Source organism: Streptomyces indicus, assembly GCF_900100315.1.
Taxonomy (GTDB): domain Bacteria; phylum Actinomycetota; class Actinomycetes; order Streptomycetales; family Streptomycetaceae; genus Streptomyces; species Streptomyces indicus.
Genome location: NZ_FNFF01000008.1, coordinates 243,398 through 255,530 on the forward strand (window position 1 = coordinate 243,398; position 12,133 = coordinate 255,530).

Sequence of the window (12,133 nt, forward strand, 5' to 3'; positions counted from 1 at the left end):
ACAATCCGCTCCGTCCCCGGGGTGCAGGGGGCGCAGCCCCGCAGGGGTGCAGGGGCGAAGCCCCGCTGGGGTGCAGGGGCGAAGCCCCGCAGGGGTGCAGGGGCGAAGCCCCGCAGGGGTGCAGGGGCGAAGCCCCGCAGGGGTGCAGGGGGCGCAGCCCCCGCCGGGGTGCAGGGGCGGAGCCCCGCTGGGAGCTTGCGGGCGCAGTCGGCAGAAAATCAACCTGCTCCGGCCCCGGGGCGGAGCCCCCGTACACGGGAAGGGGGCGGGGCCGGGAGGAAATCCGCCCCGGCCCCGCCCCGCTCCTACGCCCTACGCCCAGGTGATCAACCGCTTCGGCTGCTCCAGGATCGCCGCGATGTCCGCGAGCACCTTCGAGCCGAGTTCGCCGTCAACCAGGCGGTGGTCGAAGGACAGCGCCAGGGTCATCACCTGACGCGGCTTGACCTTGCCCTTGTGCACCCACGGCTGGAGCTTGATGGCGCCGACCGCGAGGATCGCCGACTCACCGGGGTTGAGGATCGGCGTACCGGTGTCGACGCCGAAGACGCCCACATTGGTGATCGTGACGGTGCCGCCCTGCATGGCCGCCGGCGTGGTCTTGCCCTCGCGCGCGGTGGACACCAACTCGCCGAGCGCGGAAGCCAGTTCCGGCAGGGTCTTGTCGTGCGCGTCCTTGATGTTCGGCACGATCAGACCGCGCGGTGTCGCGGCCGCGATACCCAGGTTCACGTAGTGCTTGAGCACGATCTCCTGGGCCGCATCGTCCCAGGACGCGTTGACGTCCGGGTTCCGCTTGATCGCGACGAGCAGCGCCTTCGCGATCAGGAGCAGCGGATTGACCCTGAGGCCCTGCATGTCCTTGTCAGACTTCAGCTCCTCGACCAGCTTCATCGTCCGCGTCACGTCCACGGTCACGAACTCCGTGACGTGCGGCGCGGTGAAGGCCGAGTCGACCATCGCGGCGGCGGTGGCCTTGCGGACGCCCTTGACGGGGATACGGGTCTCGCGTGCCCCCGAAGCCACAGCCAGCTCCTGAACGGGAGCCTGCGCGGCGGGAGTTGTTTCACGTGAAACGGGGGCGGCGGGCGCCTCGGTGGCCGGAGCCGACACCGCAGCCACGGCCGCGTGCACGTCCTCGCGCGTGATGACCCCGTCCGGACCGCTCGGCGTGACCGTGGCGAGGTCCACGCCCAGGTCCTTGGCCAGCTTGCGCACCGGCGGCTTGGCCAGCGGACGCGCACCGGCCGGAGCGGCCGGAGCAGCGGGAGCGGCCGGAGCAGCGGGAGCAGCGGGAGCAGCCGGGGCGCTGTGCCCGTTCAGCTCCGCCTGGACCGCGGCCGCGGCGGGCGAGGAGTAGTACGTGCCCTCGGGGGCGCTCTCCTGCGACGGCACCGAGGCAGCCTCGGCACCCTTGCGGGCCCGCCGCTTCGTCGAGCTCTGGGAGACCCCGTAGCCGACGAGAACCGGCTGGCGCCCCTCAGGCTCACCGCCCTCGGCGGGAGCGGCCGGAGCAGCAGGGGCGGCCGGAGCAGCGGCCTCGGTCTCCCCGGAAGCGGGAGCGGGACCTGATCCAGGCGCCACGTCCACCGAGATGATCACCTGGCCGACATCGACCGTGGTGCCCTCGGGGAAGCGCAGCTCGTGCACCACACCGTCGTACGGGATGGGCAGTTCGACCGCGGCCTTGGCGGTCTCGACCTCGCACACGACCTGCCCGTCGGTGACGGTGTCACCGGGCTGGACGTACCACTTGAGGATCTCGGCCTCGGTGAGTCCCTCGCCGACGTCCGGCATCTTGAACTCGCGGATTGGGGTATCCCCTGCTCGAGCGGAGCCGAGAGCTTGGGGAAGCGTCTCAGTCATGACAGTCACGACCCTCTCCTCAGTACGCCAGCGAGCGGTCGACGGCGTCGAGCACCCGGTCGAGGCCCGGCAGGTACTCCTCCTCGAGCCGCGCCGGCGGATACGGCGCGTGGAAACCGCCGACCCGGAGCACGGGGGACTCGAGGTGGTAGAAGGACCGCTCGGTGATCCGCGCGGCGATCTCCGCACCCGCACCGTAGAAGACGGGAGCCTCGTGGACCACCACAAGGCGGCCGGTCTTCTCGACGGAGGCCTGGATCGCGTCGAAGTCGATCGGGGACATCGAGCGCAGGTCGAGGACCTCGAGGGACTTGCCCTCCTCCTCGGCGGCCGCGGCGGCTTCGAGACAGACCTTCACCATCGGGCCGTACGCCACCAAGGTCAGGTCGGAGCCCTCGCGGACCGTACGGGCGGAGTGCAGCGGGGCCGGAATCGTCTCCGTGTCCACCTCGGACTTGTCCCAGTAGCGGCGCTTCGGCTCGAAGTAGATCACCGGGTCGTCGCTCTGGATGGCCTGCTGGAGCATCCAGTAGGCGTCCTGCGAGTTCGACGGGGAGATCACCTTCAGGCCCGCGACGTGCGCGAACAGGGCCTCGGGCGACTCGGAGTGGTGCTCGACCGCGCCGATGCCGCCGCCGTACGGGATACGGATGACGACCGGCAGCTTGACCTTGCCGAGCGAGCGGGCGTGCATCTTGGCGAGCTGCGTGACGATCTGGTCGTACGCGGGGAAGACGAAGCCGTCGAACTGGATCTCCACCACGGGCCGGTAGCCGCGCAGGGCCAGACCGATCGCGGTGCCGACGATGCCGGACTCGGCGAGCGGGGTGTCGATGACACGGTCCTCGCCGAAGTCCTTCTGCAGACCGTCGGTGACACGGAAGACACCGCCGAGCTTGCCGATGTCCTCGCCCATGAGCACGACCTTCGGGTCGTTCTCCAGGGCGGTGCGCAGCGATTCGTTGATCGCCTTGGCGAGGGGCAACTTCTGTACGGCCATGGTTACTTGCCCTCCCCGTGCCCGGCGTCCGCGAAGGATGCCTGGTAGGCGGCGAACTGCGCGCGCTCCTCGTCGACGAGGGCGCTCCCGTCCGCGTAGACATTCTCGAAGATCGCCATCATGTCCGGGTCCGGCATGGAGCGCACGGCCTCGCGGACCTGCTTGCCGAAGTCCTCGGACTCCTTCTCCAGGTCCGCGAAGAAGGCCTCGTCGGCCATGCCCTCGGCGAGCAGGTAGGTGCGCAGGCGCAGGATCGGGTCCTTGGCCTCCCACGCCTCGCGCTCCTCGTCCCTGCGGTACTTCGTCGGGTCGTCGGACGTGGTGTGGGCGCCCATGCGGTACGTGAAGGCCTCGATCAGCATCGGGCCCTCGCCGCGGCGGGCGCGGTCCAGGGCCGCACGGGTGACGGCGAGCACCGCGAGCACGTCGTTGCCGTCCACGCGGACGCCGGGGAAGCCGAAGCCCTGGGCGCGCTGGAAGAGCGGGACGCGGAACTGCTTCTCGTTGCTCTCCGAGATCGCCCACTGGTTGTTCTGGCAGAAGAACACGACCGGTGCGTTGTAGACGGCGGCGAAGTTGAAGCCCTCCATCACATCGCCCTGGCTGGAGGCGCCGTCACCGAAGTACGCGACCACGGCCGAGTCCGCGCCGTCCTTGGTGACGCCCATGGCGTACCCGGTGGCGTGCAGGGCCTGCGAGCCGATGACGATCGTGTACAGGTGGAAGTTGTTGGTGTTCGGGTCCCAGCCGCCGTTGTTCACACCGCGGAACATGCCGAGCAGCTTCTTCGGCTCGACCCCGCGGCACCAGGCGACGCCGTGCTCGCGGTAGGTCGGGAAGACGTAGTCGTCCTCCCGGGTGGCGCGGCCGGAGCCGATCTGGGCGGCCTCCTGGCCGAGCAGCGAGGGCCACAGGCCCAGCTCGCCCTGGCGCTGCAGCGCGATGGCCTCGGCGTCGAACTGCCGGGTCAGGACCATGTCCTTGTACAGGCCGCGGAGCTCGTCGGCGCTCAGGTCGATGCTGTAGTCGGGGTGCTCGACGCGCTGACCCTCGGGGGTCAGGAGCTGGACGAGCTCGGGCTCGGCGGCCCCGGCCTTCGCGGGCTTGGCGGCGGCAGTCTTCGCGGTCTTGGTGCCGGCTTTGCTGCTCGCGGCGCGCTTGCCACCGCTGGTGCGGCGCGGTGTGCGCGCGGCGGTGCTTTCCACGGTCACGTGTACTCCTCCGTCGGTCCGGCCCCCGGGATCGGCCGGGAACCAGTGCGGCTCACCTGTATCCGTACCCGCGCACGGGGTGGGTGCGCTCGGGGTAGGGGGAAACAGGCGGACAGGTGCCCCGGCGAGCGCCCTGTACAAAGCACGTTACCCAGGGGACCGCATATCTGCGAAACCCCGTCTGACCTGCGATTTTGCTTGGATTTCCAAGTAAATCCCGGATAACCGGAACTGTTGCTGGTCAGCGCCTTGCAAGGGGCCGGAACACGGGCACGTTATCCCGGTCACCCTCGCCTTTGGAAGAGTTGATTTTTCCCGGATGGACCGCTTGCAGGGATGCGGCCGAAGCGGCGGAAGAGACGGTGTGTGACACTGGCTCCGTGCGCGAAGATGGAAAAATCACCGTATTTCTTCTCGACGACCATGAAGTGGTCCGTCGCGGAGTCCATGAGCTTCTGTCCGTCGAGGCGGACATCGAGGTGGTCGGCGAGGCCGGTACGGCCGCCGACGCCCTGGTCCGGATCCCCGCCACCCGGCCTGACGTGGCGGTCCTGGACGTGCGGCTGCCCGACGGCAGCGGGGTCGAGGTCTGCCGCGAGATCCGCTCGCAGAACGAGGACATCAAATGCCTGATGCTCACCTCGTTCGCGGACGACGAGGCCCTCTTCGACGCGATCATGGCCGGCGCCTCCGGCTATGTCCTGAAGGCCATCCGGGGCAATGAGCTGCTCACGGCGGTCCGCGACGTGGCCGCCGGCAAGTCGCTGCTCGACCCGGTCGCCACGGCCCGCGTCCTGGAGCGGCTGCGCGACGGCAACAACGCCAAGGGCGACGACCGGCTCGCGAACCTCACCGAGCAGGAGCGCAAGATCCTCGACCTGATCGGCGAGGGCCTGACGAACCGTGCGATCGGCGAGCGTCTGCACCTGGCGGAGAAGACGATCAAGAATTACGTCTCCAGCCTGCTCTCCAAGCTGGGCATGGAGCGCCGTTCGCAGGCCGCCGCGTATGTCGCCCGTATGCAGGCCGAGAAGCACTGACGCCCGCTTTCGGTGAGGGGCCCGAGGCCCCTCACAGGGCAATTTCACACGGCCTTTATTCGGGACTTACGTCCCCGGCGCCAGGGGCGGGTGCCCCTTTCCCGACAGCTTGTCTGTGGCGGAAAGTGGAGACATGTCCACCGATGAGAACCGCGCACTCGACCTGCTGTCCCACGTCCCGCACGGGCGTGTGGCCACGAGCATGCGAGCGCTGCCCTTCCTCGCCCTCGCCCGGCACATCGTCGTGGACGGCAAGCTCCTGCTGCGGATGCACAAGGGCTTCGGCTACCACCAGGCCTGTGTCGGCAGCGTCGTCGCGTACGGCGCCGACAACCTGGGCTCCGGCGCGGACGGCCTGTGGTCCGTCCAGCTCGTCGGCCTGTGCGAGGCCATCGAGCCGAGCGTCGATGAGCTCGAACTCTTCGGTCCCGCCCCGCACTTCGTGGACGGTGTGCTCTTCGAGCCCGTCTACATGCGCATCGAGCCGCAGTTCGTCACCGTGCACAGCATGAACGGGGCGTACACGCGGCAGCTGCAGCGGGTGCTCTGAGGCGCGGAACCGTTCTTCGCGTACGCGAGAGGGCCGGACCCACGATCTGTGGGTCCGGCCCTCTTCGTCTGCGTGCTGCGGGTACCAGGGCGGATCAGCCCGTGCCACCGCCGTCCGCGCCGCCGTCCGCGCCCTCGGTGCCACCTTCCGTGCCGCCCGGGGGCGGCGACTCCTCGGTGGGAGTCGGGTCCGGATCGTCGGTCGTCGGCTCCTCCGTCGGCGGCTCGCTCGTCGGGTCCTTCGTCGGCGGCTCGCTCGTCGCCGGGTCAGTGGAGGGCGCCTCGGAGGTGGGCGGCGCGGAGCTCTGCCCGCCGGTGCCCTGGCCCCCGTCGGTCCCGCCGCCCGGCTCCGTCTCCTCCTGCGTCGTCTCGTCCTTCGTCGGCTCCTTGGAGTCGGTGTCCTCGGACTGCGTGACCGACGTGGGGTTCGACGGGCTCTTGTCCTTGTCGTCGCCGTTGGCCTGCGACAGCGCGTACGCGACACCGGCGATGACCGCGATCACCGCGAGCGCGACGAGGATCCACGTCTTGCCGCGGCCGGAGCCCTGGTGGCCGTTGCCGTCGTAGCCGCCGTCGTCGTAGCCGTCGCCGCCGGTGCGCGGGATCATCGGCTGCGGGATCTGCGAGGTGCCGCTGTCGGGGTGCGGCAGGCCCGGGGTGCCCATCGCCGGGGTGCCGGCGCTCTCGTGCATGATCACCGGGCCGGTGTTCCAGGTGCCCGTGTGGCCGCCCTGCTCCTGGAGCATCTGGAGCGCGTACTGGACCAGGCCGCGCATCTCCTCGGCGCTCTGGAAGCGGTCGTCCGGCTCCTTGGCAAGCGCGCGCATCGCGAGCCCGTCGAGCTCCGGCGGCACCCCGTCCGACATCTCGGACGGCGGGATCGGCTGGTCCTGCACGTGCTGGTAGACCACCGACAGCGGGGTCTCGCCCATGAACGGGGGCCGCAGCGCGAGCAGTTCGTAGAGCAGACAGCCCGTGGCGTACAGGTCGGATCGGTGGTCGACGGCCTTGCCGAGCGCCTGCTCCGGGGAGAGGTACTGAGGCGTGCCCATGACCATGCCGGTCTGCGTCATGGTGTTGGACGCGCCGTGCAGGGCACGCGCGATACCGAAGTCCATCACCTTGACCGCGCCGGTGTTGGTGATGATCACGTTCGCGGGCTTGATGTCGCGGTGCACGATGCCGTGCTGGTGCGAGTACGCGAGCGCCTCAAGGACACCGGAGACGATGATCAACGCCTGGTCGGGGCCCGGGGCTTCGGCGTTGAGCAGCAGATCGCGGATGGTGCGGCCCTCGACGAGCTCCATCACGATGTACGGGATGGTGTTGCCGCCGATGAACTCCTCGCCGGAGTCGTAAACCGCCACCACCGCATGGTGGTTGAGGCCGGCCACCGACTGCGCCTCGCGCGTGAAGCGGGCCTTGGACACCGGGTCCTCGGCGAGGTCGGAGCGCAGCAGCTTCACCGCCACGGTGCGGCCGAGCCGGACATCCTCGGCGCCGAAGACTTCGGCCATGCCGCCGCGGCCGAGTCGGTGGGTCAGGCGGTAGCGGCCGTCGCCGACCAGCCCTCCGTTACCCCACAACTCAGGCGTTTCCGACATTCCGCCGCCGCCAGTCGCCTCGGGGTCGGACGGGCCCTGAGCGCGCTGCTGGTCCATCAGTCCTCGCCGTCGTTTCCTGTCGTTGGTGCTCGCCTTGGCCGTAATCATCCGCAGGCAGCTGCCTTCATCCGCCATGCGTCCGCCACGGTGAACGAATTGCGACGGGTTTGTGCCTACGGTCCCACGGTCTCCGTCGAGCCACGCTACAGCCTTTGCGCAGCACGTCGGTTGAGATGGACCGGACATCAAACCCGCAGCAGGGGCCGCTGGGCAAATCCTGTGCGGACTCCGTAACGCTTACAGGACGGTTCTTGCGCGTACGGTCACGGAACGGGCACCCGGCTTGACGTGTCAGGGGCCTACGGCAGACTTGGCCCGGAAATACAAGGGATCTTCGCGCACTTGGTGCCGCTGTCGGCGCCGATGGGGGACGGACGGACATGAGCCAGGACGGCGCACACGGCGGCCGGTACACGGGGCGCTCCCTGGCGGGCGGCCGCTACCAGCTGAGGGACCTCCTCGGCGAGGGCGGCATGGCCTCCGTGCACCTGGCGTACGACGCGACGCTCGACCGGCAGGTGGCGATCAAGACCCTGCACACCGAGCTCGGCCGTGAGCAGTCCTTCCGCGAGCGCTTCCGCCGCGAGGCCCAGGCCGTGGCCAAGCTCACCCACACGAACATCGTCTCGGTCTTCGACACGGGCGAGGACGACATCGACGGCGCGACCATGCCGTACATCGTCATGGAGTACATCGAGGGCCGCCCGCTGGGCTCGGTGCTCGACCAGGACGTCGCGCAGTTCGGCGCGATGCCCACCGACAAGGCGCTGAAGATCACCGCCGATGTGCTGGCCGCGCTCGAGATCAGCCACGAGATGGGTCTGGTCCACCGCGACATCAAGCCCGGCAACGTGATGATGACCAAGCGCAATGTGGTCAAGGTCATGGACTTCGGCATCGCGCGGGCCATGCAGTCCGGCGTGACCTCCATGACCCAGACCGGCATGGTCGTCGGCACCCCGCAGTACCTCTCGCCGGAGCAGGCGCTCGGCCGCGGTGTGGACGCCCGCTCCGACCTCTACTCGGTCGGCATCATGCTGTTCCAGCTGGTCACGGGCCGTCTGCCGTTCGAGGCGGACTCGCCGCTGGCCATAGCGTATGCACACGTCCAAGAGGAGCCGGTCGCTCCGTCCTCGATCAACCGCTCGCTGCCGCCGGCCGTGGACGCGCTGGTGGCCCGCGCCCTGAAGAAGAACCCGAACGAGCGCTTCCCCACCGCCGAGGCGATGCGCGACGAGTGCCTGCGCGTGGCCCAGTCCTTCCAGGCCGCGGCGCCCTCGATCGTGCCCGGCGCGCAGACCGCCTCCGGCGCGGGCGTCGGCTCGGCGGTCTTCCCGCCGGTCGGCACGGGCACCCCTGCCCCGGGCCCGGGCAGCGTCCAGCAGCCCTACACGCCGAACCCGTACGGCCCGGCCACCCCCGCGCCCACCCCGGGCTACGGCTACCCGCAGCAGGCCGGTTACCAGACCCCGGCCCCGGCGGCGTACAGCCCGCAGCAGGCGTCCTCGACCCCGCCGCCGTACAACCTCACGCCGCAGCAGACCTCCTCGATGTCCGCGGGCGCGAACGGCTCGGGCGGCGGCCGGAACAACAAGTCGGTGATCATCGGCGCGATCGTGGTCGCCCTGCTCGCGATCGGCGGCCTCATCACGGCGCTGTCGATGAACGGCGGCGACAAGGACCCGGAGACCAAGCCGACGGAGTCGGTGGGTACGGGGCACAAGGGCCCGGACACGACGAAGAAGATCGACGAGGAAGAGTGCAAGGAGCCGCGGGAGGGCAGCAGCGACCCGGAGAAGATCCGCGTCCCGAACTTCCGGTACAAGAACCTCGACTCGGTGAAGGCCTGCCTCCAGGCGGCCGGCTGGACGTACAACCAGCAGAACGTCGACGAGAACACCTACGGCAAGGACACGGTGATGGAGCAGTGGCCCGAGCCGGACACCGAAGTCCGTGAGGACGAGCTCGACCTCAAGCTGGAGGTCTCGACGGGCAACCCGGCGCAGTAGCCGGTACGGACGCGGGCCTCGCGCGGCCCCGTCCCGGACGCTGCAAGCCGAAAGCCCCGGCCGCCGTTTCGGCGGGCCGGGGCTTCGTCGTGCCGGGTGCGGTGCCGCGTACCGGTCGGGCCTAGAGGTACGGGCCCCCCGAGCGGCCCGCGGCCGGGCCGTCCTCGTCGTCGTGGCCGCCCGCTCCCGGGGGGAGTGCGCGACGCATCTGTTCCAGCTGGGCGCGGGCCGCCATCTGCTGGGCGAAGAGCGTGGTCTGGATGCCGTGGAACAGGCCCTCCAGCCAGCCCACCAACTGGGCCTGCGCGATGCGCAGTTCGGCATCCGTCGGGGTGGCCTCGTCGGTGAACGGGAGACTCAGGCGCTCCAGTTCCTCGACCAGCTCCGGGGCGAGCCCGTCCTCCAGCTCCTTGACCGAGCTGGTGTGGATCTCCTTGAGGCGGGCCCGGCTCGCCTCGTCCAGAGGTGCCGCCCGTACTTCTTCGAGAAGCTGCTTGATCATGCTGCCGATGCGCATGACCTTGGCGGGCTGCTCGACCATTTCCGTCACCGGGACCTCCCGGGACTCGTCGTCGCCGTCGCCTCCGCCGAGAGCCATTCCGTCCTGGCCCACGACCAGGATCTGGGGGTTCTCCGGTGACCTGTCGTTCCTCGGCATCTCCATGCCGCCATTCTCTCGCACACACGACTCACATCACGGTGGTGCCCCCGTTCCGCGGTGATCCACCGTGTACGGCGGGCTGGTCCGTGTCGAGCCGCGGGGAGCAGCAGGGAGCTGCGGGAGGTCCGGCTTCGGGTTCCGGCTCAGCCCCGGCGCAGCCGCAGGGCGAAGAAGGCCAGCCCCAGGCCGATGAAGAGCAGCCCCATGCCCAGCGGCAGCACGACCAGGGCGGGGTCCGTGGGCACAACGCCCGGTGCGGCCTGCGCGCTCCCCTCGGCGTCCGCGGCGACCTCGCGGGCCGCCGTGTCCCGGGGGGCCTGGCCCGCGGAGTGCTGCTGCGGGTCGGCTGCGGTGTGGGAGCGGGACTCGGATTGGTGGGGGGAGGCGGTGGCCGTCGGCGGGGCCGGGGGTCGGGACGCGGCCTCGGGGGGCGAGGAGGCCGAGGACTCGGAGGGGGAGGAGGCCGAGGGCTCGGCGGGGGACGGCGGGCGGGACGAGTCCTGGGCGGGGGGTGAAGGGGTGGTGGTCCCGGTGCCGGGGGCGGTGGCAGTGCCTGTGCCGGCTCCCGTGTCAGGGGAGTCGGCAGGGCTGTCGGGGGCCGACGGTGTCCCCTCGTCGGGGCGCGACGCGACTGCGGAAGGGTCCGGGGCGGCCGGTGCGGTGGGGGTGGGGTCCGGCTCCGCGCGGCCCGGGCGCTCGCGGCCCTCGCCCGGGCGGCTGCCCGCGCGGGAGGGTGCCGGGTCGGGCTCGGCCCGCGGTCCCGCGGACACAGCCGGTGCGGAGGGCGGCGTCCCGTATGCGTACGCGGGAGTCAGCGGTACGCAGGTCAGGGCCGCCACGAGCACCGCGGTCAGGAGGCCGGACCGGGAGCCGCCCTGAGCGAGCCACCGGGAGCCGGCCTGAACGAGCCCGCGAACGATCCTGCCGCGGGCCCTCGCCGATGAGGGCCGTCGCCGTGGAAACCGTGGAGCCATGGGATCGGCCCCTCCCCGTCCGAGTCGCCAAGAGTCGCCAAGAAGCCGTGCTGCCAGCGTCACACGGGGTGACAGATCCGGCATCCCGGCCGATTCCCGGCTACCCGGAACGGGTGGTGGCCGACGTGCGGGCGGGGCTAGCGCGTGAGGAGCACCTTCCCCACGTGCCCGCTCTCCTCCAGGACCCGGTGGGCCGCCGCCGCCTCGCTCATCGGCAGGGTGCGGTCGACCACCGGCTTGATGCGGCCCGCGCCGATCAGCGGCCAGACGTGTTCGCGTACGGCCGCGACGATCGCCGCCTTCTCGCCGAGCGGGCGGGCCCGCAGCGAGGTCGCGGTGATGGCGGCCCGCTTGCCCAGGAGCGTGTTGAGATTCAGCTCGCCCTTGACCCCGCCTTGGAGGCCGATGATCGCGAGCCGGCCGTTGACGGCCAGGGCGTTGACGTTCCGGTCCAGGTACTTGGCGCCCATGATGTCCAGGATCACGTCCGCACCCGCGCCGTCGGTGGCGGCCTTGATCTCCTCGACGAAGTCCTGCTCGCGGTAGTCGATCAGGATGTCCGCGCCGAGTTCGGCACAGCGCTCCAGCTTCTCCTTGCCGCCGGCCGTGACCGCGACCTTGGCGCCGATCGCCTTGGCCAGCTGGACCGCCATCGTGCCGATGCCGCTGGCGCCGCCGTGCACGAGCAGCGTCTCGCCCGGGCGCAGGTGGGCGACCATGAACACGTTGGACCAGACCGTGCAGACGACCTCCGGCAGCGCGGCCGCGGCCACCAGGTCCACGCCCTCGGGCACCGGCAGCAACTGCCCGGCCGGTACGGCCACTTGCTCGGCGTAGCCGCCGCCGGCGAGCAGCGCGCACACCTCGTCGCCCACGGCCCAGCCGCTCACACCGGGACCGAGCGCCGTGATCCGCCCGGAACACTCCAGACCCGGATACGGGGACGCCCCGGGCGGCGGGTTGTAGAAGCCCTGGCGCTGCAACAGGTCGGCGCGGTTGACCGCGCTCGCGGCCACCTCGACGAGCACCTCGCCGTCGCCGGGTACGGGATCGGGGACCTCGGCCCACTGGAGCGCCTCGGGTCCGCCGGGTTCGGGGATCGTGATCGCATACATGCGGGCGAGGCTACTCGCCCGGCCCGCAGGGCGGTTGGGCCCGA

General features: G+C 70.7%; 10 protein-coding genes. 3 read left to right on the top strand and 7 right to left on the bottom strand.

The window, feature by feature from the left end; genetic code table 11:
* Positions 1 to 312: 312 nt before the first annotated feature.
* The 3 genes from BLT97_RS21265 to pdhA are packed head-to-tail and all read right to left on the bottom strand — an operon-like array spanning position 313 to position 4,077.
* Entirely contained in the window at positions 313 to 1,866 is a 1,554-nt protein-coding gene (locus BLT97_RS21265) for a dihydrolipoamide acetyltransferase family protein (RefSeq protein ID WP_093612627.1), read from the bottom strand.
* 19 nt (positions 1,867 to 1,885) lie between these two features.
* The gene (locus BLT97_RS21270; protein ID WP_093612629.1) at positions 1,886 to 2,866 is read right to left on the bottom strand and encodes an alpha-ketoacid dehydrogenase subunit beta; all 981 of its coding nucleotides are present in this window, start codon (positions 2,864 to 2,866) and stop codon (positions 1,886 to 1,888) included.
* Positions 2,867 to 2,868: 2 nt separating this feature from the next.
* The gene (gene pdhA / locus BLT97_RS21275) at positions 2,869 to 4,077 is read right to left on the bottom strand and encodes a pyruvate dehydrogenase (acetyl-transferring) E1 component subunit alpha (RefSeq protein WP_093612631.1); all 1,209 of its coding nucleotides are present in this window, start codon (positions 4,075 to 4,077) and stop codon (positions 2,869 to 2,871) included.
* Between the two features lie 380 nt (positions 4,078 to 4,457).
* Between pdhA and BLT97_RS21280 the strand changes: the two genes are divergently transcribed.
* Both BLT97_RS21280 and BLT97_RS21285 read left to right on the top strand, forming a co-directional pair.
* A complete protein-coding gene (locus tag BLT97_RS21280; protein ID WP_093612633.1) occupies positions 4,458 to 5,117 on the top strand; it encodes a response regulator in 660 nt (219 codons plus the stop codon).
* 133 nt (positions 5,118 to 5,250) lie between these two features.
* On the top strand, positions 5,251 to 5,667 hold the full coding sequence (locus BLT97_RS21285) for a pyridoxamine 5'-phosphate oxidase family protein (RefSeq protein WP_093612635.1): 417 nt from the start codon (positions 5,251 to 5,253) through the stop codon (positions 5,665 to 5,667).
* 94 nt (positions 5,668 to 5,761) lie between these two features.
* Here BLT97_RS21285 and BLT97_RS21290 read toward each other — a convergent pair whose 3' ends face one another.
* The gene (locus BLT97_RS21290) at positions 5,762 to 7,330 is read right to left on the bottom strand and encodes a protein kinase domain-containing protein (protein ID WP_093612779.1); all 1,569 of its coding nucleotides are present in this window, start codon (positions 7,328 to 7,330) and stop codon (positions 5,762 to 5,764) included.
* Positions 7,331 to 7,710: 380 nt separating this feature from the next.
* Between BLT97_RS21290 and BLT97_RS21295 the strand changes: the two genes are divergently transcribed.
* Positions 7,711 to 9,339, top strand: coding sequence for a protein kinase domain-containing protein (locus tag BLT97_RS21295; RefSeq protein ID WP_093612637.1), 1,629 nt, complete (start codon positions 7,711 to 7,713; stop codon positions 9,337 to 9,339).
* Between the two features lie 121 nt (positions 9,340 to 9,460).
* Here BLT97_RS21295 and BLT97_RS21300 read toward each other — a convergent pair whose 3' ends face one another.
* From BLT97_RS21300 to BLT97_RS21310, 3 genes are all read right to left on the bottom strand, one after another.
* A complete protein-coding gene (locus BLT97_RS21300; protein WP_093612639.1) occupies positions 9,461 to 10,003 on the bottom strand; it encodes a bacterial proteasome activator family protein in 543 nt (180 codons plus the stop codon).
* Between the two features lie 140 nt (positions 10,004 to 10,143).
* Complete coding sequence (locus BLT97_RS38920; protein WP_143041363.1) at positions 10,144 to 10,839, bottom strand: hypothetical protein; 696 nt, start codon at positions 10,837 to 10,839, stop codon at positions 10,144 to 10,146.
* A gap of 272 nt (positions 10,840 to 11,111) precedes the next feature.
* On the bottom strand, positions 11,112 to 12,089 hold the full coding sequence (locus BLT97_RS21310; protein WP_093612643.1) for an NAD(P)H-quinone oxidoreductase: 978 nt from the start codon (positions 12,087 to 12,089) through the stop codon (positions 11,112 to 11,114).
* Between the last annotated feature and the right edge of the window lie 44 nt (positions 12,090 to 12,133).